The organism is Inhella sp. (assembly GCF_041912635.1).
GTDB lineage: Bacteria > Pseudomonadota > Gammaproteobacteria > Burkholderiales > Burkholderiaceae_C > Inhella.
The window spans coordinates 24,059-43,453 of record NZ_JAYRMO010000002.1; the positions used below are offsets into that span (position 1 = coordinate 24,059).

23 protein-coding genes and 1 pseudogene are annotated in these 19,395 nt (G+C 70.5%); 11 read left to right on the forward strand and 13 right to left on the reverse strand.

Annotated features, from left to right (window positions below):
- The first annotated feature begins 46 nt into the window (after positions 1-46).
- Positions 47-583 carry a molybdopterin-guanine dinucleotide biosynthesis protein B gene (mobB, locus tag ACE3QP_RS01165; RefSeq protein ID WP_374432891.1) on the forward strand — a complete coding sequence of 179 codons (537 nt, stop codon included), beginning with the start codon at positions 47-49 and terminating at the stop codon, positions 581-583.
- Entirely contained in the window at positions 549-2,663 is a 2,115-nt protein-coding gene (locus ACE3QP_RS01170) for a DUF4304 domain-containing protein (protein WP_374432892.1), read from the forward strand. The genes mobB and ACE3QP_RS01170 overlap by 35 nt, the downstream gene beginning before the upstream one ends.
- On the opposite strand, the gene ACE3QP_RS01175 is transcribed toward ACE3QP_RS01170, so the two are convergent.
- Positions 2,650-3,312, reverse strand: coding sequence for a DUF4197 domain-containing protein (locus tag ACE3QP_RS01175; RefSeq protein WP_374432894.1), 663 nt, complete (start codon positions 3,310-3,312; stop codon positions 2,650-2,652). The genes ACE3QP_RS01170 and ACE3QP_RS01175 overlap by 14 nt on opposite strands.
- A gap of 58 nt (positions 3,313-3,370) precedes the next feature.
- Between ACE3QP_RS01175 and ACE3QP_RS01180 the strand changes: the two genes are divergently transcribed.
- The 4 genes from ACE3QP_RS01180 to ACE3QP_RS01195 all read left to right on the forward strand — a co-directional run bounded on the left by ACE3QP_RS01180 (position 3,371) and on the right by ACE3QP_RS01195 (position 6,497).
- Entirely contained in the window at positions 3,371-4,291 is a 921-nt protein-coding gene (locus ACE3QP_RS01180) for a hypothetical protein (protein ID WP_374432896.1), read from the forward strand.
- 160 nt (positions 4,292-4,451) lie between these two features.
- On the forward strand, positions 4,452-4,724 hold the full coding sequence (locus ACE3QP_RS01185; protein ID WP_198110541.1) for a DUF3567 domain-containing protein: 273 nt from the start codon (positions 4,452-4,454) through the stop codon (positions 4,722-4,724).
- 209 nt (positions 4,725-4,933) lie between these two features.
- Positions 4,934-5,491, forward strand: a complete 558-nt coding sequence (locus ACE3QP_RS01190; RefSeq protein ID WP_374432898.1) for a DUF2087 domain-containing protein — start codon at positions 4,934-4,936, stop codon at positions 5,489-5,491.
- A gap of 34 nt (positions 5,492-5,525) precedes the next feature.
- The gene (locus tag ACE3QP_RS01195) at positions 5,526-6,497 is read left to right on the forward strand and encodes a DMT family transporter (protein ID WP_374432899.1); all 972 of its coding nucleotides are present in this window, start codon (positions 5,526-5,528) and stop codon (positions 6,495-6,497) included.
- Positions 6,498-6,504: 7 nt separating this feature from the next.
- On the opposite strand, the gene ACE3QP_RS01200 is transcribed toward ACE3QP_RS01195, so the two are convergent.
- The 4 genes from ACE3QP_RS01200 to recG form a co-directional block, all read right to left on the reverse strand.
- Complete coding sequence (locus ACE3QP_RS01200; RefSeq protein WP_374432901.1) at positions 6,505-7,548, reverse strand: asparaginase; 1,044 nt, start codon at positions 7,546-7,548, stop codon at positions 6,505-6,507.
- A gap of 47 nt (positions 7,549-7,595) precedes the next feature.
- Positions 7,596-8,627 (reverse strand): alpha/beta hydrolase family protein, encoded by a 1,032-nt coding sequence (locus tag ACE3QP_RS01205; RefSeq protein ID WP_374432903.1) that lies wholly within the window; start codon positions 8,625-8,627, stop codon positions 7,596-7,598.
- A 124-nt stretch (positions 8,628-8,751) separates the two neighbouring features.
- Positions 8,752-9,816 carry a helix-turn-helix domain-containing protein gene (locus tag ACE3QP_RS01210; RefSeq protein WP_374432904.1) on the reverse strand — a complete coding sequence of 355 codons (1,065 nt, stop codon included), beginning with the start codon at positions 9,814-9,816 and terminating at the stop codon, positions 8,752-8,754.
- The gene (gene recG, locus ACE3QP_RS01215) at positions 9,813-11,861 is read right to left on the reverse strand and encodes an ATP-dependent DNA helicase RecG (protein WP_374432906.1); all 2,049 of its coding nucleotides are present in this window, start codon (positions 11,859-11,861) and stop codon (positions 9,813-9,815) included. Before recG ends, ACE3QP_RS01210 begins: the two co-directional genes overlap by 4 nt.
- A gap of 59 nt (positions 11,862-11,920) precedes the next feature.
- On the opposite strand from recG, the gene ACE3QP_RS01220 reads away from it, so the two are divergent.
- The 4 genes from ACE3QP_RS01220 to ACE3QP_RS01235 all read left to right on the forward strand — a co-directional run bounded on the left by ACE3QP_RS01220 (position 11,921) and on the right by ACE3QP_RS01235 (position 14,415).
- The gene (locus ACE3QP_RS01220; RefSeq protein ID WP_374432908.1) at positions 11,921-12,550 is read left to right on the forward strand and encodes a hypothetical protein; all 630 of its coding nucleotides are present in this window, start codon (positions 11,921-11,923) and stop codon (positions 12,548-12,550) included.
- Between the two features lie 70 nt (positions 12,551-12,620).
- Positions 12,621-13,076, forward strand: coding sequence for a DUF4440 domain-containing protein (locus ACE3QP_RS01225; protein ID WP_374432910.1), 456 nt, complete (start codon positions 12,621-12,623; stop codon positions 13,074-13,076).
- A gap of 158 nt (positions 13,077-13,234) precedes the next feature.
- A complete protein-coding gene (locus ACE3QP_RS01230) occupies positions 13,235-13,978 on the forward strand; it encodes a matrixin family metalloprotease (protein ID WP_374432911.1) in 744 nt (247 codons plus the stop codon).
- A complete protein-coding gene (locus ACE3QP_RS01235; RefSeq protein WP_374432913.1) occupies positions 13,975-14,415 on the forward strand; it encodes a hypothetical protein in 441 nt (146 codons plus the stop codon). Before ACE3QP_RS01230 ends, ACE3QP_RS01235 begins: the two co-directional genes overlap by 4 nt.
- Before the next feature lie 103 nt (positions 14,416-14,518).
- Here the strand turns inward: ACE3QP_RS01235 and ACE3QP_RS01240 are convergent, their stop codons facing one another.
- Entirely contained in the window at positions 14,519-15,535 is a 1,017-nt protein-coding gene (locus ACE3QP_RS01240) for an alpha/beta fold hydrolase (RefSeq protein ID WP_374432915.1), read from the reverse strand.
- A gap of 93 nt (positions 15,536-15,628) precedes the next feature.
- Here ACE3QP_RS01240 and ACE3QP_RS01245 point away from each other — a divergent pair, with 93 nt between their 5' ends.
- On the forward strand, positions 15,629-16,525 hold the full coding sequence (locus ACE3QP_RS01245; protein WP_374432916.1) for a LysR substrate-binding domain-containing protein: 897 nt from the start codon (positions 15,629-15,631) through the stop codon (positions 16,523-16,525).
- A 3-nt stretch (positions 16,526-16,528) separates the two neighbouring features.
- On the opposite strand, the gene ACE3QP_RS01250 is transcribed toward ACE3QP_RS01245, so the two are convergent.
- The 7 genes and pseudogenes from ACE3QP_RS01250 to ACE3QP_RS01280 all read right to left on the reverse strand — a co-directional run bounded on the left by ACE3QP_RS01250 (position 16,529) and on the right by ACE3QP_RS01280 (position 19,382).
- The gene (locus ACE3QP_RS01250; protein WP_374432918.1) at positions 16,529-16,837 is read right to left on the reverse strand and encodes a hypothetical protein; all 309 of its coding nucleotides are present in this window, start codon (positions 16,835-16,837) and stop codon (positions 16,529-16,531) included.
- A 241-nt stretch (positions 16,838-17,078) separates the two neighbouring features.
- Positions 17,079-17,699 carry a sugar nucleotide-binding protein gene (locus tag ACE3QP_RS01255; RefSeq protein WP_374433173.1) on the reverse strand — a complete coding sequence of 207 codons (621 nt, stop codon included), beginning with the start codon at positions 17,697-17,699 and terminating at the stop codon, positions 17,079-17,081.
- A pseudogene (locus ACE3QP_RS01260) lies at positions 17,639-17,833 on the reverse strand (sugar nucleotide-binding protein); the annotation flags it as partial. The gene ACE3QP_RS01255 and the pseudogene ACE3QP_RS01260, both read right to left, overlap by 61 nt.
- The gene (locus ACE3QP_RS01265; protein WP_374432920.1) at positions 17,830-18,210 is read right to left on the reverse strand and encodes a YciI family protein; all 381 of its coding nucleotides are present in this window, start codon (positions 18,208-18,210) and stop codon (positions 17,830-17,832) included. The gene ACE3QP_RS01265 and the pseudogene ACE3QP_RS01260, both read right to left, overlap by 4 nt.
- Positions 18,211-18,272: 62 nt before the next feature.
- Positions 18,273-18,818: a TrmH family RNA methyltransferase gene (locus tag ACE3QP_RS01270; RefSeq protein ID WP_374432921.1), complete on the reverse strand. Its 546-nt coding sequence runs from the start codon at positions 18,816-18,818 to the stop codon at positions 18,273-18,275.
- Positions 18,815-19,168 (reverse strand): hypothetical protein, encoded by a 354-nt coding sequence (locus ACE3QP_RS01275; protein ID WP_374432923.1) that lies wholly within the window; start codon positions 19,166-19,168, stop codon positions 18,815-18,817. The genes ACE3QP_RS01270 and ACE3QP_RS01275 overlap by 4 nt, the downstream gene beginning before the upstream one ends.
- A gap of 85 nt (positions 19,169-19,253) precedes the next feature.
- Positions 19,254-19,382 carry a hypothetical protein gene (locus ACE3QP_RS01280; protein WP_374432925.1) on the reverse strand — a complete coding sequence of 43 codons (129 nt, stop codon included), beginning with the start codon at positions 19,380-19,382 and terminating at the stop codon, positions 19,254-19,256.
- Positions 19,383-19,395 lie beyond the last annotated feature (13 nt).

A 19,395-nucleotide genomic window follows, 5' to 3' on the forward strand; every position in this document is an offset into this window, starting at 1 on the left:
CGCCTGGCTTGCAGTGCGTCAAGCCGGCACAACCACAATCGCGCGCATGAAAGTCTTTGGCATCGCCGGGCGCTCCGGCATGGGCAAGACCACCTTGCTGGAAAAGCTGGTGGCGGAATTCGGCCGGCGCGGCTTGAGCGTCTCCCTCATCAAGCACAGCCATAAGGACATCGAGGTCGACCGCCCCGGCAAGGACAGTTTTCGCCTGCGCGAGGCCGGCTGCCAGGAGGTGCTGCTGCTGGGTGCCTCGCGCTGGGCGCTGATGCACGAGCTGCGCGGCGCCGAGGAGCCGCCGCTGGCCTACCTGCTCAGCCGCATCCAGCGCTGCGACCTGGTGCTGGTGGAGGGCTTCAAGAGCGGCGACTTCCCCAAGCTCGAGGTCTGGCGCGCCGAGGTGGGCAAGCCCATGCTGTGGCCGGACTGGCCCGGCATCGTGGCGCTGGCGACCGACGCGCCGCCCCCGGTCGAGCGGCCCTGGCTGAAGCTGGAGGACATCGGCGCCGTCGCGGATCTCGTCTGGCAGCATGCGGCCCCCATGGAGGCAGCACATGGCCAGCAAGGAACTGAAATGCCCCGCGCCTGAGGACAAGGCCGGCGCCAAGATCGACTACCTGGCCAAGCGCCTGGGTCAGGCGCTGGCGCCGCACGGCTTCACGCGCAAGAGCCGCACCGTCTACCGCGAGCAGGGCGAGGGCGTGCAGCGGCACTGGCAGATCGTCAACCTGCAGGCCGGCTCCTGGAACGAGGGCCCGCGCGGCGAGTTCTACGTCAACCTGGCGCTGCAGTTCCCGGCCATCGAGCGCCTGCACGCCCAGCGCCCGGGGCAGGCATGGCGGCTTGAGCACCTGGAGCAGGTGGACGAGTGCCACGGCCATCTGCGTGCGCGCCTCGACGCCCTGCTGCCCGCCGACCATGCGCTGGTCCGCTCGGAGTACAAGCTCGGCCGCGACACCGATCTGCCCGCTCTGGCCGAGCGCTTTGAAGCCGCCCTCTCAGCCTTCGTGCTGCCCTGGTTCGAGCGCCATGCCCGCGTCGAGGCGCTGCGCGATTTCGAGGGCTCGCTGGCCAGCGCCGACATCCCGCTGCGCATCACCGCCGCGCTGGCGCTGCAGGACCGCACCGGCGCCGAGCGCCTGCTGGCCGCGCACCCGGGGCGCTGGCAACACCTGAGCGCGAGCTTCGTGCAGGAGCTGCGCGCGTGGCTGGACAGCCAGGGCCTGGACACCAGCGCGCTGGCGCCCGCCTGCGCGCCGCGCCCACCGGATGCCTGGACCCAGCGTCAGCAGGCCCGCGAAGCCGCCGAGTGCGCGGCCCACCAGCAGCAGGCCGAACGCCTGCTGGCGGCCACAGATCCGCAGGCGCCTGACCCGGACAGCCTGGCGGCGGCCTGGGTGGCCGAATGGCAGGCGCGCTGGCGCGAGAACCCCAAGACCCTGCAGGACTTGCCCAGCGGTGCCCGCATTGCCGCGCTTGATGGCCCCGGGCGCGAAGCCGTGCTGCGCGCCTTGCTGCACGCCCTGGCCACGCAGGAGGCCGGTGCGCACCGCCACCCCATCCAGGCCAGCGCCAAGGATTTCGAGGGCGACGAGGCCGCGGCCGCCCTGCTCAAGGCTTTGCTGCCGCAGCTCGGGCCCCTGCGGCAGCCCGAGCCCTTGTTTGCTGCCCTGCAGGGCCTGCAGACACGGCTGCAGCAGGACCTCGTGACCGCGCAATACCCCTGGGGTTTCGCCACTTTGGCCGCTTGGCTGGAGCGGCAGCCGCGCAGTGCCGCCCTGCAGCAGGGCGTGGCCGCCTGGCTGGCGCAACTGCCGCACACCGTGCTGGCGCGCTGGGACGCGACCGAGGCGGCGCTGGCCGCGGCCCGTGCCCAGCCGCTGGACCCGAACCATGCGGTGTACGAGTTCCTGAAAGACAGCCGCGAGCGCATGGACGAGCTGGAGGCCCAGGCCCCGCCCGTGGATCCGGCGGACGTGCGTCGCCGCCTGCGCGAGTACCCCGAGCAGAGCCTGGCCCCGGCCGACAAGGCCGCCGTGCGCAGCTGGCGACGCTGGCTGCGGCGCGACCCCGTGACAGGCTTGCTGCCGGTGCAGTTCGAACCCGATGACTTTGGGGGGGCCGCGCAAGCCGCCTGGGACAGCGCACCGCCCGCATTGAAGACCGCCGCCGCTCCCGTAGTCCAGCACTGGCTGGAAGGCGTGCCCACCAAGCCCAGCCAGCGCTGGCTGGGCGAGCTGCGCGCCCGCATTGATGGCTTTGATGCCGCGCAGCAGCAGCCCTGGCGCGCTTGGGTGCGCGAACGCCTGGCCGCCTTTGCGCAAAGCAGCGGCCGCACCGAATGGGCGACCACCGGCGCCCGCCCCGGCGTGGGCGCGCGCCTGGGCGAGTGCAGCGAGGACCTGCTGCTGGGCCTGCTGTGGTGGTCGGCGCTCGACCCCGAGCTGCACAACGCCCCCTGGCAGGCTGTGGCCACGGCGGCCTTCGAGCGCCTGCCCGAGGTGGGAGCGCGTGCGCCGGCGGTGGGCGCCCTGGCCCTGCGTTTGCTCGCGGGGCGCGGCGGCGCGGCCGCCGAGTGGGTGGCCACGCAGGCCAAGGCCAAAGGCGCCAAGCAGCTGGCCAAGGCGGCCGAAAAGGCCTTGGCCGAGCCTTGGCTCAACCCAGCTTGAACACCTTCTTGAGGATGGCGCTGCCGGTGCCCACCGGGTCCTGACGGATCTTCTTTTCTTCCTCGCCAATCAGGCGGTAAAGCCCGTCCAGCGCCTTGCGCGTCACGTAGGACTGGATGTTGCTGTCCTCGCCCTTCAGCAGGCCCAGGCCGGCGGCCTTGCCGGCCACGGCGTTGTACTTGTCGGCCAGGCTCTGCTTCTCGGTGGCCTTGGTGACGATGGGCAGGAAGCGCTCGGTCAGGGGCTCGCGCGTCTTGGTCTCGAAGAAGCGCGTCACCGCGTCGTCCTCGCTCGCGCGCACCAGGCGCAGCGCGTCTTCCACGCTGATCTTCTTCACCGTCTGCACCAGCAGGTCGCGCGCCTGCGGCACGGCTGCTTCAGCGGCGCGGTTCATCGCCAGCACCAGGGCGTCCACCTTCTTGCCCTGGCCGGTGGCCTTGAGCAACTTGGCGGCGTCCTTCAGCGCGCCGGGCAGTTCGATCTTCAGCTCGGGGTGGGCAAAGAAGCCGTCCACGCGGCCGAGCTGGCTCACCGCGGCCAGTGCGCCGCGTTCCAGCGCGGCGCGCACGCCCTGGGCGGCATCGCTTTCAAGCAAGGCCGCGTGGGCCGGCAGGGGGGCAAGCAACAGCAGGCAGTGGCGGCGCTTCATGGTGGGGGGGGCGGCAGCGGGTCGGGCAACGATTCTGCGCCTGCTAAGGTGCGCCGCCATGCACGCCCGCAACCCCTGGCCGGCGGCGCTGCGCCCCACAGGGCTGTGGCTGCTGGCCCTGCTGATCAGCCTGGCCGGCCATGCCCTGTGGCTGGGGCTGCTGCGCCTGGGGGCTTCGGCCGCCCCCGTGACGCCCGTGTCGGCGGCCAGCTTGCGCATCGTCACCGTGTCGGCCGCGCGCCCGGCAGCGGCGCCGGCCACGGCCCAGCCGGCGCCGCTGCCGCCCCCAGCGGCGGCTCGCGTCCCGCGCACCGAACCGGTCACCCACGCGCCCGCGCTGCCTGAAAACCTGGCACCCACCCCCGCATTGCCCTCCCCCGGGTGGGCGCCGCAGGCCGTGCTGCCCGACCCGCAGCGCTTTCGCTACCGCCTGGTGCAGCCCGGCCAGCAGGGCCAGGCCGAGCTGCTGTGGGAACGCGATGGCGAGCGCTACCGCTTGCTGCTGCAGCGCCAGGTGGAGGGGCGCGAGTTGCCGGAGTGGCAGTCGGAGGGGCGGGTGGGTGCGGGCGGCCTGGAGCCGCAGCGCTTCGAGGTGCGCCGCCACGGCCGCCTGCGCCAGGCCCTGGCGCTGCAGCCGCCGGTGCAGGACCGGCTGAGCTGGCTGCTGCAGCTGGCCGCGCTGGCGCAGGCCCGCGACCCGCAGCGCCCGCTGCCGCCCTTGAGCATCGAACTGGTGGGCTGGCGTGGGGGTGTGCAGCGCTGGGTGTTCGAGCCGGTAGACGAGGAGCCGGAGGAGGCCGGCCGCGCTGACGGGCCGCCGCGACCCCTGCTGCATCTGCGCGGCCAGCACCCGGCCGATGCCCGCTACCGCATCGATGTCTGGCTGGACCCGACGCGCGGCCACATGCCGCGCCGGTGGGTGCAGCGCTTCGACGAGGAGTTGCGCACCGAGCTGCAGCTGCTCGATTTCGAATCCTGAAGCGCGCCCGGGCGTGACAAAACGCCGCGTGCTTGCCACACCCGCAAAACCTTTCGCAGGCGCTGCGCCAGGCTCCATGCCAAGATGGGTTCGCCGTCAAGACCTTCAAAGGGTCTTGAAGGACCGATAAGCACCCTCAATTCGGCACGAGGAGGACCCCATGCACCTGCTCTACCAATCTGCCAGCTACATCGTCGTGCAGTTCGATGTGCCTGTGGCCGAGGGCGCTCATGACGAGCGTTCGCTCTCCCGAGGCGGCTTCGAAATCGTCGACAAGTTCGCCCGCAAGGAAATCTTCATCGAAGGCGCGCTGGCCCAGCAGTTTCAGGAAGGGGTCGAGGCCCTGTCCGAGGGCGACCCCAGCGAAGAGGATTACGACGACTTCATCGAGCGATACGCGAATTTGTCGCAGACGCCGGTGTTGATGCACTGAATGACGGGCCGCGCAAGCGGCCCGTTTCGTTAGGATGCACGCTTGGTCGGCAGTTCACCCAGGCGTTGCCGCGCGTTCCCGAACGCGAGCTAAACCTGCCCCATTTGATTGGTCTGCTTGCTCATGCCCACTTGAAGCATGTGCCAGCTGGAAGCCGGCAACCCCCAGCGCCCGCTGCCGCGGGTCCTGCACATGCTCTGGAGCCCTCCATGAGCCAGTCCTCTCTGTCCTTCGTCGTCCAGGACGCCAGCGCCTTTGCGCGCAGCCTGGGGCGCGCGCTGCGCGAACGTGAGCAGCCGCCCTCGCACCTGGAACTGCTGAACCTGATTGCCCGCGCCCAGGGTTACCGCAACCTGCAAGCCCTGCAGGCCGCGCTCGCGCCCTTGCCCAGCGCCCCGCTGGCGGTCGAGGATCGCCCCGAACCCCTGCCACTGAGCGAGACCGCGCGCAAGGCGCTGAGCCAGTTCGACAGCCGCGGCCGCCTGCTGCGCTGGCCCACCAAGTTCAGCGTGCAGCGCCTGGTGATGTGGCTGCTGTGGCAGCACTTCGAACTCAAGCGCGTGTACAGCGAGCGCGAGGTCAACGAATGCCTGAACGGTCTGCACCTGTTTGGCGACCCGGCCACGCTGCGGCGCGAACTGATCAACCACAGGCTGATGGCGCGCACGCCCGATTGCCGCGAGTACCGCAAGCTCACGCCGCGGCCGGATGAGGAAACGCGCGCGCTGCTGCGCGCCTGGCGAATGCAGCGTCGCACGGTGCAGTAAGTCAGGCGACATCGAGTCATGCCACAGTGACCCGATGTCGCCTTTGCTGTCCGGTACTGCTTTTGCCCTGGCCGCGGGCCTGATGTGGGGCCTGGTCTTCGTCGCCCCGCTGATGCTGCCCGAGTACCCACCGGCCCTGCTGGCGGTGGGCCGCTACCTGGCCTTCGGCCTGATCTGCCTGCCACTGGCCCTGCTGGACCGTGCCGACCTGCGCGCCCTCAAGCCCGCCGACTGGTGGGAGGCCGCCAAGCTCAGCGCGATCGGCAACTTCCTCTATTACCTGGCGCTGGCCGCGGCCATCCAGCGCGCCGGCAACCCGTTGGTGAGCGTCATCATCGGCACGCTGCCGGTGGTCATCGCCATCAGCAGCAACCGCCGCAATGCCGTGCGCGACGGCCGCCTGCCCTGGGCGCGGTTGGCGCCCTCGCTGGGACTGATCGGCCTGGGCATTGCCTGCGTCAACCAGACCGAGTTGGGCGCGCTGGCCGCGGGTGACACGCGCCGCTACGCCGAGGGTGCGGCCATCGCCCTGCTGGCCCTGGCCTGCTGGACCTGGTACCCGATCCGCAATGCCGACTGGCTGCGCGAGCACCCCGACCGCAACCCCAGGGCCTGGGCCACCGCGCAGGGGCTGGTGACGCTGCCGATGGCCGTCTTCGGCCTGGCCACGCTCTGGGCCCTGCAGGCCCTGGGCGGGCCGGGCGTGGCGGCCGATTTCGCGCTGCCCCTCGGCCCGCGCGCGCCGGAGTTCATCGGCCTGATGCTGGCCGTCGGTTTGTTCTCCAGCTGGGCCGGCACCCTGTGCTGGAACGAGGCCAGCCAGCGCCTGCCCACCACCCTGGTGGGCCAGCTGATCGTGTTCGAAACCTTGTCCGCGCTGGCCTATGGCTACGGCCTGCGCGGCGCGCTACCGGCCGGGCTGGCGCTGCTGGGCATCGGCCTGCTGGTGGCCGGGGTGGTGTGGGCACTGCGGGTCAAGCCGGTCGCGGTGGAGGGGGCGCACTGAGCCTGCGTCAGGCGAGCGTGCCGAGCGCGCTGCGCAAGGCGGGCGTCGCGGCCAGCCGGCCCACCGGCCGGCCATTCCAGTTGCGCTGCGCCAGGTCACTGTGGCGCTGCAACAGGGCGTGCTCGGTCTCGTTCAGGCGCAGCAGGGCCTGCACGCAGGCGGCCAGCACCACCTCGACGGCGCGGGCGGTGTTGCCGTCGTCCATCTTGATCGCCAGGCCCCAGCCGCGTTCGGGCAGGGCGGCGCAGTACACGCCCTCGGCGCCGACCTTGCAGAACAGGCGCTCGCCGAGCTGCTGCATCAGCACCGTGTCCAGCCGGTTCGTGCCCGCCACATGGAAGGGCTCGGCCGCCACGGCTTGGCGCAGGCGGCGCGCGGCGTTGGCATGGTCGGTGCTCAGGCCCTGGCCGGTGCCAAAGCGCGCGAAGCCCAGGGCCAGCTGGCGCAGCGGGATGCCGTAGGTGGGGATGGAGCAGCCGTCGGTGCCCACCGGGGCCCGGCTCAGATCGGTGGAGGTGGCGGCAGCCAGCGCGGCCGTGACTTCGCGCATCACCGGGTGCTCGGGCTCCACATAGCCGCGCAGAAAGGCGCGCCGCTCCTGCTCGCCCGCCAGCACACAGCCCAGGCAGACAAAGCCCGCATGCTTGCCCGAGCAGTTGTTGTGCAGGGCCGTAGGGGTTTCGCCGCGTGCACCCATGGCGGCAATCTGCGTCTCGGCGCGCGGCCAGTGCGCGCCGCATTCCAGGGCGTCCGCGTCCAGCCCCAGCTTGGCCAGCAGGCCGGCGCTGGTGGCTACATGCGCGGGTTCGCCGCTGAGCGAGGCACAGGCCTGCGCCAGCTCGGCGTCGCTGAGGTCGAAGCGCGCGGCCGCGCCGCTGGCCACCAGGGGCAGGGCCTGCAGGGCCTTGACGGCCGAGCGCGGGTAGATCGGGCGCTCGATGTCGCCCAGCGCCAGCACCAGGGCGCCGTCAGCGTCCACCACGGCGAGCGAACCGCGGTGCTGGGATTCGACCCATTCGCCGCGCCAGACGTCGACCAGGACGGGATTCATTGCGTGCTCCTGCGAAAGCGGTGCGGGACTGTAGTGCCGCACCTGCGTCAGGGCAGATGCCGTTCGAAGAACCCGCGCAGCTGTTCATGCACTTGGGCCAGCACCCTGCGGTCCTGCCCCGGCGGGTCGTTCAGCATCTGGCCTTCCAGCCCGTCCAGCCCCGGTGGCAGCGGCGCCAGCAGCAGGCCGTGGCCGCCGGCGGGCACATGGGCCAGGCGTTCGCACCGCGGCTCGCAGGCCTGCAGCACGGCCTCGGCGTGGAAGCGGCCTTTCAGCCACAGGTCCTGGCCGACGGTGATCAGCCCCAGCGCCGCGCGCGGCTGGCGCAGCGATTCGGGGTCGAAGTCGGCCGCCGCCGGCACGCCGGCCACCACGGCGACGATGCGCGGGTCGTGGTGGGCGCGCGGGCGGGTGTCGCTGAAGCGGGCGTCCAGCACGCGGCGCGCCAGGGCCAGCCGCAGGCCGTCCAGCCAGGAGCCGGTGAGCTGCGTGGCCAGGCCGACGCAGGCCTGGAAGTCCTCGCGCAGATGGGTGCGGCAGTGGTCGCGAAAGCGCGCCGGCGACCAGACGCCGCCGGCCAGGCTGAGCGCGGTGTGCCCGCCGGCCGACATGCCGTACACGCCGACGCGGTCCAGGCGAAGGCGGGCCGCCCACTGCGGCTGTGCGGCCAGGCGGTCGATGGCGCGCGAGATCTCCTGCGGCCGGCGCTCCCAGCTGACCGGGCCGCGGTCGGCCACGTCGCCGCTGCGGTCGCCGCGGTGGCGCACGCCGGCCACGGTGAAGCCGGCGTCAACCAGGGCGCGGATGGTGTCGGCATGCACCCAGGGTGAGCCACCGGAGCCGTGCGAGACCACGACCAAGCGGCCATTGCCCGCGGCAAACGGGCCTTCGGGCGCGGCGGGGATGCGCAGCGCGCCACGCGTCAACGCCTGCTCCGGGCTGCTGCTGGGGTAGAAAACCAGCAGCTCTTCGTCGCCGGGGCCTTGCGGCGCCAGCGTGGTGACGCCCAGGCCGGCCTGGGCGAACGGGCTCAGCAGGGTGGTGGCGGCAAGGGCCAGCAGACGGAACAAGCGAGACATGGGGGACTCCGGGTTGCGAAGTCCGCAGCCTCGCCCTCATTCGCCCGGCGGTCTTGCCGATTCGCCCAATCCGGCGAAATTTCCTATTCCGATCAAGGGTTTGCAGGAATCGGCGATTCGCTTTTCAGCTTTCGGCCAGCTGCGCGCGGCGGAATTCGGTCGGCGTCAGCCCGGTCTCGGCCTTGAAGGCGCGGTTGAAGGGGCCGATGGAGCCGAAGCCCGCCGCCAGCGCAATGTCCAGCACGCTGCGGGCCTGCTGGGCCGGGTCGGCCAGCGCGGCGCGGGCCTCGTCCAGCCGCCACTGGTTCACATAGGCGTTGAAGTTGCGAAAGCCCAGGCCCTGGTTGATGGCGCGGCGCAGGCGGTACTCGGGTACGGCCAGCTGCGCGGCCAAGCCGGCCAGGCTCAGGCCCTCGTCGCGGTGGGGCTGTCGCTCGCGCATCCAGGGCTCCAGCCGGGCCAGCAACTCGGCGTCCGGCGCCGCCGGGGCCGGCTCTGCGGCGGCCGACGGTGCCGGCAGCGGCTCGGCTTCGGCCAAAAGGAGCCGCTGCCAGCGCGGCGCCTGAGGTTCCAGCAGGGCGACCGCGCCGAGCGCGATCACCGCGCCCAGGCCGAGCAGATCCAGCAGGGCCAGCGGCCCCGGCGCGCCCCCTGTGCCCAGGCGCAGGCCCACGCCCAGCAGGGTGTAGGCCACGCCGCCCAGCACCAGGCCAAGCCGCAGCCGGCGGCGCGCCTCCAGCAGATCGGCCGACCAGCCGCGCCCCAGCACCCAGAGCGTGGCGGCGGCGCACAGCAGCGGGGCGCCGCGCAGCAGCAGGGTCAGAGCGGGGTGCGGCGGCAGCAGGCAGTAGGCCGCCCCCACCGCCGCCACGGCGGCCCAGGCCAGCAGATGCCGCGCGTGCATGCGGAAGTCGTCATCGAACAGCAGGCGCACCAGGCACCAGAAGCCCACCGCATTGCCCACCGCCACCGCCACCCAGGGCGCCTGCCAGGCGCGCGGCACCTGGGCCTCGAAGGCCGGGGTGGAGCCGATCAGCTGCACCACCAAGCCGGGTAGGAACAACCCCAGCACCGGCCGTGCCGGCGCGCCGGCCGGCAGGCGGCGCCACAGCAGCCAAGCGCTCAGCGCCAGCAGGGTGATCAGGCCGCCGCGCAGCGCGGCATCCATCAAGGGCAAGAACTCGCTCATGCTTTCATCAACTCCGCCTTCGCCCCCAGCCAGCGCTGCACCTGGGCCTGAGCGGCCTCCGGGTGCTCGGCCAGCAGCCGCGGCGCCACGGCGCGGGCGGCCACCAGCAGCGGGGCGTCTTCCTGCAAGTCGGCAAAGCGCAGCAGGTCGGCACCGCTCTGGCGGTGGCCCATGAATTCACCGGGGCCGCGGATGTCGAGGTCGCGGCGGGCGATCTCGAAGCCGTCGGTGGTCTCGGCCATGGCCTTGAGGCGTTCGCGCCCGCTTTCGCTCAAGGGGCCGGCGTACATCAGCACGCAGACCGAAGCCGCCGAGCCGCGCCCCACGCGCCCGCGCAACTGGTGCAGCTGGGCCAGGCCGAAGCGCTCGGCGTGCTCGATCACCATCAGGCTGGCATTGGGCACATCCACACCGACCTCGATCACCGTGGTGGCCACCAGCAGCGGCAGCTCGCCACTGGCAAAGCGCGCCATCACCGCGGCCTTCGCGTCGGCCTTCAGGCGCCCATGCAGCAGGCCCACGCGATCAGGCCCGAGCCGCTCGGCCAGCTCGGCGTGCGTGGCCGTGGCGGCCTTCAGATCGCTCTCCTCGCTTTCTTCGATCAGCGGGCAGACCCAGTAGCTCTGCTTGCCCTGCTCGATCTCATGCGCGATGCGCTCGATCACCGCCTCGCGCTTGTCCAGCGCAAACACCTTGGTGACGATGGGGCTGCGCCCGGGCGGCAGTTCGTCCAGGGTGCTGACGTCCAGATCGGCGTAGTAGCTCATCGCCAGCGTGCGTGGAATTGGCGTGGCGCTCATCATCAGCAAGTGCGGCTCCAGGCCGCGCTCGGCCAGCTTGCGCCGCAAGGCCAGGCGCTGCGCCACGCCGAAGCGGTGCTGCTCATCGACGATGGCCAGGCCCAGGTTGGCGAACTGCACCTTGTCCTCGATCACCGCATGCGTGCCCACCACCAGCTGCGCTTCGCCGCTGGCGGCCTGGGCCAGCAGGGCCTCGCGGCGTCGGCCCTTCACGCTGCCGGTGATCCAGGCCACCTTCACGCCGATGGGTTCCAGCCAGCCCACCAGCTTGCGCAGGTGCTGCTCGGCCAGCAGCTCGGTGGGGGCCATGAGCGCGCATTGCCAGCCGGCGTCGATGCAGACGGCGGCGGCCAGCGCGGCCACCACGGTCTTGCCGGAGCCGACATCGCCTTGCAGCAAGCGATGCATCGGCTGGGCTTGGGCCAGATCTTGCGCAATCTCCTCGCCCACGCGCCGCTGCGCCCCGGTCAGCTCAAAAGGCAGCTGGGCCAGCAGCTGCTCCACCAGGCGGCTGCCGCGCAGCAACGGCGCGCGGTGCTGGGCGCGCAGGGCCTTGCTCTGCAGCTGGCTGAGCTGCTGGGCCAGCAGCTCCTCGAACTTCAGGCGCTGCCAGGCCGGGTGGGAGTGGTCCTCCAGCGTGGCCAGCGGCACGTTCGGGGCCGGGTGGTGCAGGAAGTTCAGCGCCTCGCGCAGCGGTGGCAACCCGCGCGGCACCGTGCCGGGCGGCAGCAGCTCCTGCAGCGGCGCACGCGGCAGCGCGGCCTCGATGGCCTTGCGCAGATAGGCCTGCGGCAGGCCGGCGCTGGTGGGGTAGACGGGCGTGAGCGCCGCGGCCAACGGCGTGTCTTCTTCCACCACCTTGCAGTGCGGGTGCACCATCTCGCGCCCGAACAGGCTGCTGCGCAGCTCGCCACGCACGCGCAGGCGCCGGCCCTCGGCATAGCTTTTCTGCTGGCTGGGGTAGAAGTTTAGGAAGCGCAGCAGCAGGCGCTCGCCGTCGTCGTCCTGCAGGCTTACCAGCAGTTGGCGGCGGCGCCGGGTCTCGACGCGGCAGTCCAGCACCACGCCTTCGAGCTGGATCACCTGGCCATGGCGGGCCTCGCGCAGCGGCGTCAGCCGTGTTTCGTCTTCGTAGCGCAGCGGCAGGTGCAGGGCCAGGTCGATCGGCCGCAGCAGGCCCAGGCGCTCCATCGCCCGGCGCGGACCGGACGGGGCGGGCTTGGCTTGGATGGGCTCGGCGGGCATGGGCGCGGATTGTGGCCAGGCTCCTAAACTCTCGGCCCCATTGCGCAGCAGGATTCACCATGGAAGGCCCCGAAACCCATGCTCACCATCACGGTCACAGCGGCCACCGCTGGCTGGATATGGCAGCGGCGGGCTGCGCCATCGTGGTCTCCGTCATCTCGCTGTTCCTGGCCATTCACCATGGCCAGGTGATGAAGGAAATGGCGGAAGCCAACGCACGCATGGTCACGGCCACCTCCTGGCCCTGGGTGGGCACGGGCACCAGCAATCTGAATGGCGAGGGCAAGCCGGAGATCGCGCTTTCGGTCGTCAACAAGGGCATTGGCCCGGCCCGCGTTCAGGGCGTGCAGATGCGCTATGAGGGCAAGGACCTTGCCCACGCGGCGGAGCTGTTGGAACACTGCTGCGGCGCGGCCCGTACCGCTGGGGAGACGCCCAAGCTGATGGACATCACCTCCGGCGTGAATGGCGAGGTGCTGCGCCCGGGCGAGCGGGTGGACATGCTGCGCGTGCCCAAGGAAGGCAGCGACGCCGAGGCTTGGTCGCGTCTGAACCGCGAGCGCTTCAAGGTCTCGCTGCGGATCTGTTACTGCTCGGTGTTCGATGAATGCTGGACCACGCGCACCGATTCGAATGAAGTGGACAAGGTGCAGGCCTGCCCTGCCGAGTGGAAGAAGTTCAAGGGTTGACCCGCTGTGACGCTTGGCAGGGCCAGGCCCGCGGCCTAGGCTGCGCGCACTTTCCGATGCTGAGCCCGTCATGCCCGAACGCCGTCACTTCCTCGTGGGCGCTGCCAGCCTGCCCTTGATTGCCGGGGCGCAGCCCTCCTGGCCCGAGGCCGCCGAGATCGCCCGCCGCACCGAGGACCTGCGCGCCACCGAGAGCGCCTTTGCCGCCACGATGGCCGCGCGCGACCTGGCGGCCTTCCGCCGCTTCCTGGCGCCGGACACGGTCTGGATCAAGGGCAAGAACGAACCCCTGCTCGGGCCTGAGGCGGTGGTGGCGCATTGGGCCAAGTTCTTCGAGGGACCGACCCCGCCCTTCAGCTGGAAGCCCGACCTCGCCCTGGTGCTGCCCAGCGGTGAACTGGGCCGCACCAGCGGGCCGGTGCACGACCCCGCAGGCCAGCTGGTGGCGCGTTTCCAGTCCACCTGGCGGCGCAAGCCGGGGGGTGATTGGGAGATCGTGTTCGATTTCGGCACCGGGCCGACTTGAGCAGTCGTTGCGGGCCGCAGCGTGTCGGCCTGCTTGACAGGTATCCCCATTCCGAACCCAGCTGACCCCAAGAAGGGCAAGCCGCTGCACGCATTTTTGCGATCTGGCGCGGTCCATGCATGGAGCGTCACCATCTGGATCCAACCTGCGAGAAGCCCATGCGCACCACCCTGACCCGCCTTTGTGCCACCCTGGCCCTGAGCCTGCCTCTAGCCGCACAGGCCTTTGTGGTGGGGTCCACTACCCCTGGCAAATGGGGCTCACCGGTGATGGGCACCGGCGCCACGGTGACCTACAGCTTCGTGGCCGACGGCGTGTCTTGCGCCGATGAGTTCTCTGGCTGTACCAACACCTCCTTCGCCACCCTGTTCGCTGGCCTGCCGGGTTGGCTGACCCAAGTGCAGAACGCTTTCAGCGCTTGGTCGTCGGTGGCTGACATCACCTTCGTGCAGGTGGCGGACAGCGGGCTGGCCTTCAATGCCGCTGGCGCCGGTGCTGACATCCGTCTGGGCGCGCACACCATGGACGGGGTCTTCGGCACCCTGGCGCACGGCTACTACCCGCCTGCCAACGGAGGCTCCGCAGCAGGTGACATCCACTTCGACTCGGCCGAAGCCTGGAAGATCGGCTTCGGCGGCGCAGGCTTTGACATCTTCCAAGTGCTGGCGCATGAGATCGGCCACGCCATCGGCCTTGATCACACGGCGGTGCCGGGTTCGTTGATGAACCCCTTCTACACCGAGGCCTTCGCCGGCGTGCAGGCCGATGACATCGCGGGTGCGCAGTTCATCTACGGCCGCGCCGTGACGCACAACGTGCCCGAACCCAGCCCGGCCCTGCTGCTGGCCCTGGGCCTGTGCGTCGCCGGCCTGAGCCGCACGCGCGCCGCGCGCAAGCTGTGAAGCGAGGCCTGCGGCGCCGCGCCCTGCTGGGCGTGGTGGCCGCGGCCAGTTCCCAGGCACACGCCATGTGGGCACCGCTGCGTGATGCCGAGTTGCTGCGCGACTCCGACCTGATCGGCTTCGGCATGTGGCTGGGCCAAACCCAGTTGCAGACCGGGCCGCAGGCGGCACCGCTGGATCTGGGTGTGCTCCAGTTCAGCGAAGTCTGGAAAGGGCCGCCCGGCTTGCGGCTGGCGCTGGTGCGCAGCCGCTCCGCGCAGGCACCGCGCTCCAGCAGCGACCTCGTCTTCCAGCCCGGCCAGAAAGGCCTGTGGCTGCTCCGCCTGGAGCCCGGTGCGCAGGGGCTGTATCGCTGCGAACACCCCCAGCGTTTCGTACCGGCTGGCGATGCGCATATCGAGGTGCTGCGCCGGCTCTGGAAAAACCAGGCGGGCTGAGGCACCGGGCCTGGATAGGGGGCGACGCTGCTGACGTTGACTCCGCACAGCATCCAACCGCTGCCTTTCGCCCAAGGGATGAATTCGGCGCCCCAGAGCAGATTCAGCTCAGGCTCCCGACGAAGCGGCTCACCCGCGCTGCCCAGGCCGCAGGCTCTTCGATGAAGGGGCGGTGGCCGCTGTGCTCGAACACATGCTGCTGCGCATAGGGTAGCGCGGCGGCCATTTCCAGCGCTGCGGACGGCGGGCAGATGCGATCCGCCCGTCCGCTCAGCACCAGGGCCGGCGCCTGTATGCGCGGCAGCTGCGGCAGCATCTCCACGCCCGCCAGCGTGCCGCCCACCTGCCACTCGGGGTCGTCGCCCAGCATGACCCGATAGACCGCACGGTTCAGCCGGTCGCGCTCCGGCTGCGGGCTGGGTGGTGGACCGACGGGGGGCCTGCGCCCTGCGTGCTCGGGGTTGTGCCAGTACAGCGTGTCCAGGCAGGGGCCGAGCAGGTCGTCGAAGGCGTCGCGGTCCGAGCGCAGACCGCGCGCCCGATCCGCCCGCCATTGCGCCCACACGGCAGGGTGCTGGAAGCGCACCTGCGCCTTGCAGCGCTCCAATTGCTCCTGCCAGGCGCGCGCGCCGTGCAGGGTGTTGCCCAGGATCAGCCCCCGCACGCGCTGTGGGTGCGCCGCGCCCCAGGCCTGGGCCAGCAGGCCGCCGTAGCTGTGGCCGTACACGCATAGGCGCTCCTGGCCGAGGTGCTGGCGCAGGCGCTCGAGGTCCTCGACGTCGCGAGCCAGCGTGTAGCGGCGCGGGTCGGCCAAGCGCCCGCTGCGGCCGCGGCCGATGTTGTCCAGCACCACCACGGTGAAGTGATCTGTGAGCGGTGCTGACCAATGGCGCAGGGCCCATCCGCTCCCGCCGGGGCCGCCGGGCAGCAGCACCAGCAGCGGACCCTGGCCGGCGCGGGCATAGGCCAGCGGACCGTCCGGGGTCTCGGTCGCGTGCTCCTTCCAGTCCGTGGAGGGGGCTGTTGCATTTGCCGGCTCCAGGTTGGAGAGCGTGCTGGCCCCGAGAAACAGGGCCAACTGGCGGCGTGTCGGCATCAGGGGGTGGTGAAGGCTGAACATGGCGGTCGGGGGCAGGGAGTGGCGCGATCCTAGGCAGCAGGGGCGCTCCAATCCAGCGATGAATCCTGGCGCCACTGGATAGCATTGCTAACCATGTTGCCCCTCCAGACCCTGCGCGCCTTCCGCCAAGCGGCGCAGACTCAGAACCTGCGCGCCGCCGCCGAGCAGCTCAACCTGACCCATGGCGCCGTGAGCCAGCAGATTCGCCTGCTGGAAGACCGCCTGGGCCTGCCGCTGTTCGACCGCGTCGGCCGCGGCTTGCGCCTGAACGCCGCCGGCACCGCCTTGCTGAGCCGCGTGCAGCAGGCCTTGGCGCTGCTGGAGGCTGGCGAACGCGAGGCGCGCGCACTCGGTCAGGCGCCGCAGCGCGTGCTGCGGCTTTCCATGCTGCCGAGCGTTGCGCAGTGCTGGCTGCTGCCACGTCTGTCGCGCTGGCAGCGCGCCCACCCGGGCTGGCGCCTGGCCATCGACGCGCGCCAAACCGTCGCGGAGGTGCTGGGCCCGGGGGTCGATGTGGCGATCCGATATGGCCAGCAGCCCTGGGAAGGGGCCGTGGCCCAGTCGCTTGGCTTCGAGTGCCTGGTGCCGGTGGCCAGCCCCAGCTTGGCGGCCGCGCTGCGCGGCCTGGCGCCCGCCGATCTGCTGCGCTTTCCGATGCTGGAGGGCACCGCCAGCTGGACGCTGTGGATGCAGCCGGCCGGCGTGCTGGAGCCACTGCCCGAGCCGGTGGCCAGCTTCAACGACGCCGGCCTGCTGCTGCAGGCGGCCGAGAGCGGACTGGGCATCGCGCTGGCGCGCGGTCTGCTGGTGCTGGACCGGCTGCGCGACGGGCGCCTGCTGCCCCTGCACACCCTGCAGGTGCCGTCGCCGCGTCAGTACTGGCTGGTCGCCAGTGCCCCGACCTGGGAGCGGCCCGAGGTGCAGGCCCTGCACACCTGGCTGCTGGCGCAGCTCGCGGAGTCGGAGCGCGAGCTGGCCGGGCTGCTGTAGACCCTACTTCAGCGTGATCTCCTGCATCGTCTTGTTGCCTAGGATCTCGCGCGTCTCGGTGCGCTTGACCATCATCTGCACTTGCTTTTCCTCGGTGCCGACCATCTTCAGCGACAGTGCATCGAACTTGTCGGTCAAACCGTCGAAGGCGGCCCAGTTCTTGAACTCGACCATCAGCATCAGGTCCCAATCCTCGCGATCCGAGGCATGGCCGATCAGGATCTTTTCGGACAGGATCAGGCCCTGCTTCTTGGCCTCTTCCATCAGCTTCTTGCGCGCCACGCCGAGGTCGCGCAGGTAGATGTCCTGCATGCCGGGTTTGACCTTGATGAGGCTGATGCCCCAGACCGAGCCTTCGTTGTAGGGCTTGGTCTGCGCCGCTGCGGGCAGGCTGGCCGCCAGGGCCAGCAGGGCAGAGAGAGCGAGTGTTCGTCCGAACTTCTTGAACCACCTCCTGCGCTGTCCATTGAAGGACAGGGTCAGATGTGGACAGCCTGCGGCGGGCCCCTTGGAGGCGGACGATTGTGGGACGGACGCCCCGCGGGCGCACGCCCTATTTCGGCAGCGCCAGGCGGCTGGAGAGCGCGGCCATGCGCGCGCCGCCGCCCAGCAGGCGCTGGTCGTGGCGGTAGTCGGCGTGCTCGCGGATCTGCCAATGCTCGCGTTCGAACCGCGCCTTCAGCGCGGCCACGATCTGCGCAAAGGAAAAGGCCTCGTCGGCATTGCTGTCCAGGTGGTGCACGCCCGGCTCGGGCGCGCGCAGCAACGTCAGCAGGGCCGCTGCGGTGTCGGCCATGAAGGAGCAGGCCGACGTCCAGGCCGTGCTGGCGGCCACGCAGCCCTCGCGCGCCTGCCAGTCGTCCCGCGCCATCAGCATGTTGTTGCCGGGCTGCGCGGGGTCGATCTGCCAGCCGATGCGCGCCACCATCGCGCCTGCGTGGGCGTGCCGCACCGCGTCCTCGCAGCGGATCTTGTAGCGGCCGTAGTCATCTTGCGCATTGCGCGGCGCGTCCACGGCGTGCGGGCCGTCGGGCTCGTGGTGGAACACCATTGCGGTGCTGGTGAAGACAAAGGGCAGGGCCTGGCGCGCCGCGTGTGCGGCCAGCTGCGCGCCCAGGCCTCGCTGCCCATCGCCAGATGGGCGATGGCATCGGGCCGCTGCGCCTCCAGCCAGGCCTGGCCGGCGGCGGCGTCATCGGGCGGCAGGCGTTTGCGATCCCAACCCAAGATTTCGTGCCCGACGGTCGCGGCAGCGCGCGCCAGTTGCGGGGCCAGGGAGCCATTGAGGCCGGTGACCAGCAGCTTCATGGGGTGGGGGCCTTGCGCATGCCGATCAGCCAGGGCCTCACTTCGACCTTCAGCAGACCCGACTGCACCGCCGGGTCAGCCTTGGCAAAGGCCTCCACCTCGTCGAGCGAGATGCCAGCCTCGGGCAGCATCATCCCGCCCGCGCCGCCGTCCATGAAGGGGCCACCCAGCACCAGCTTGCCCTGCTGCTGCCATTGGCGGTAATGGGCGATATGGGCCTGGATGCCGGGTTGCTCGAAGGGCGAGCGGCCGGCCACCCAGGCCGGGCCGGGGCTGTGGATGACGATGGGGCGGATGTCGCGGGCAAGCGGCGTCTGCGCCACAGTGTTGCCGAGCTGACCGACGACAAGGGCAAGGGCAAGGAGGAAGGTACGCATGGCATCGCGAACGGGCAGGACTTGGCCGGCACTTTAGGCAGCATCGCTGCATCTGCAGCAAGTCAAGCGTTGGTGCGACCAGCGCGCTCCTTGGCCTGCCGGTCGTACATCACGATGGAGGCGCAGACGCCGAGATTCAGCGATGCCGGCGTGCTGATGCGAACGCAGTCCATGCGTGCCGTCTTGCGATGCGTGGCCCGGTGCTCGGGCGGCACGCCGTCCGAGAGTTGTTCAATATGGGCCCGGATCAGGTCCACCTCGCTCTTCAGGACGCCCTTGGCCTCGCGCCCCAGCAAGTAGGTCGCGTTCCCGGGATGCACGAAGTCGGGCAACTCGGTGGCACCCTCCAGCGTCTCCACCAGCACCAGAGTGGTCTGGGCCGGCAGATGCTTGAGAAAGTCCGGCAAGGTCTCGAAGTACATTAGCGTCAGATGGGCGAGCCCATCCTGCGTGTTCATCTGATGGCTGAACTTGTGGATGCTGCCTTTGTAGCTGTCGCGGATGAAGCCGCCGATCACGAACACCGCCTGAACCCCGAAGTTCTGACCGCTGCGGATGACGGTGGCCAGGTTCTCGCGGTTCTTTGGCTCAAGCAAAGCGAAGTTCATGACGGGCTACCTGGATCGGTCTCCGAGATCTGAGCTGTCACCCTGAAGAGGAAGCGAGCCGTGTACAAGGCGCACAGGCTCCAGACCACCGAAACTATCAGTCCCAGGAGGGGTACGGGACCAGCAAGCAGTGCAAGCAGGTTCAAAGCTGCGCCCACAGCCAGCATGTACCCAAGTGCTTTGGCTGCCGGGCGACTTCCGAAGATCGAGCTCAGCCCCAATGCCACAAACATGGCCGGCCACAACATGGCGGGCAGGAGGGGAAGGCCGGTAAGGATGGCCCGAAGGGCTTGGCCGATTCCCAGTATCACCAGCAGAGCGGAAAGCCTTTGTGCGGCGTGTTTTTGCATGGCTTATGAATCGAGGTGTCGTGTCTCGCTTGGCGTCCTTGGGGGTGTGCCGGCGTGTCTCTAGTTAATTCGGGAGGTGCAGCTTTCAGGGTCGAGCATCGGCCAAGGGCAGGGCGTTCTCGGGGCCCAGGTGCTCATGGTTGTGCGAGCGACCGCCGGAGACCAGGCTATCGAAGAGCTCTGGATCCAGGGCATCAAGTAATGCAATCTTCATTCTGGTTTCCAGG

What these genes read in the sequence shown, in the direction of transcription:
- mobB (WP_374432891.1), top strand. Translation starts at nt 47, where the DNA reads ATGAAAGTCTTTGGCATCGCCGGGCGCTCCGGCATGGGCAAGACCACC.
- ACE3QP_RS01170 (WP_374432892.1), top strand. Translation starts at nt 549, where the DNA reads ATGGCCAGCAAGGAACTGAAATGCCCCGCGCCTGAGGACAAGGCCGGC.
- ACE3QP_RS01175 (WP_374432894.1), bottom strand. Translation starts at nt 3,312, where the DNA reads ATGAAGCGCCGCCACTGCCTGCTGTTGCTTGCCCCCCTGCCGGCCCAC.
- ACE3QP_RS01180 (WP_374432896.1), top strand. Translation starts at nt 3,371, where the DNA reads ATGCACGCCCGCAACCCCTGGCCGGCGGCGCTGCGCCCCACAGGGCTG.
- ACE3QP_RS01185 (WP_198110541.1), top strand. Translation starts at nt 4,452, where the DNA reads ATGCACCTGCTCTACCAATCTGCCAGCTACATCGTCGTGCAGTTCGAT.
- ACE3QP_RS01190 (WP_374432898.1), top strand. Translation starts at nt 4,934, where the DNA reads ATGAGCCAGTCCTCTCTGTCCTTCGTCGTCCAGGACGCCAGCGCCTTT.
- ACE3QP_RS01195 (WP_374432899.1), top strand. Translation starts at nt 5,526, where the DNA reads ATGTCGCCTTTGCTGTCCGGTACTGCTTTTGCCCTGGCCGCGGGCCTG.
- ACE3QP_RS01200 (WP_374432901.1), bottom strand. Translation starts at nt 7,548, where the DNA reads ATGAATCCCGTCCTGGTCGACGTCTGGCGCGGCGAATGGGTCGAATCC.
- ACE3QP_RS01205 (WP_374432903.1), bottom strand. Translation starts at nt 8,627, where the DNA reads ATGTCTCGCTTGTTCCGTCTGCTGGCCCTTGCCGCCACCACCCTGCTG.
- ACE3QP_RS01210 (WP_374432904.1), bottom strand. Translation starts at nt 9,816, where the DNA reads ATGAGCGAGTTCTTGCCCTTGATGGATGCCGCGCTGCGCGGCGGCCTG.
- recG (WP_374432906.1), bottom strand. Translation starts at nt 11,861, where the DNA reads ATGCCCGCCGAGCCCATCCAAGCCAAGCCCGCCCCGTCCGGTCCGCGC.
- ACE3QP_RS01220 (WP_374432908.1), top strand. Translation starts at nt 11,921, where the DNA reads ATGGAAGGCCCCGAAACCCATGCTCACCATCACGGTCACAGCGGCCAC.
- ACE3QP_RS01225 (WP_374432910.1), top strand. Translation starts at nt 12,621, where the DNA reads ATGCCCGAACGCCGTCACTTCCTCGTGGGCGCTGCCAGCCTGCCCTTG.
- ACE3QP_RS01230 (WP_374432911.1), top strand. Translation starts at nt 13,235, where the DNA reads ATGCGCACCACCCTGACCCGCCTTTGTGCCACCCTGGCCCTGAGCCTG.
- ACE3QP_RS01240 (WP_374432915.1), bottom strand. Translation starts at nt 15,535, where the DNA reads ATGTTCAGCCTTCACCACCCCCTGATGCCGACACGCCGCCAGTTGGCC.
- ACE3QP_RS01245 (WP_374432916.1), top strand. Translation starts at nt 15,629, where the DNA reads ATGTTGCCCCTCCAGACCCTGCGCGCCTTCCGCCAAGCGGCGCAGACT.
- ACE3QP_RS01250 (WP_374432918.1), bottom strand. Translation starts at nt 16,837, where the DNA reads ATGCAGGACATCTACCTGCGCGACCTCGGCGTGGCGCGCAAGAAGCTG.
- ACE3QP_RS01265 (WP_374432920.1), bottom strand. Translation starts at nt 18,210, where the DNA reads ATGCGTACCTTCCTCCTTGCCCTTGCCCTTGTCGTCGGTCAGCTCGGC.
- ACE3QP_RS01270 (WP_374432921.1), bottom strand. Translation starts at nt 18,818, where the DNA reads ATGAACTTCGCTTTGCTTGAGCCAAAGAACCGCGAGAACCTGGCCACC.
- ACE3QP_RS01275 (WP_374432923.1), bottom strand. Translation starts at nt 19,168, where the DNA reads ATGCAAAAACACGCCGCACAAAGGCTTTCCGCTCTGCTGGTGATACTG.
- ACE3QP_RS01280 (WP_374432925.1), bottom strand. Translation starts at nt 19,382, where the DNA reads ATGAAGATTGCATTACTTGATGCCCTGGATCCAGAGCTCTTCGATAGC.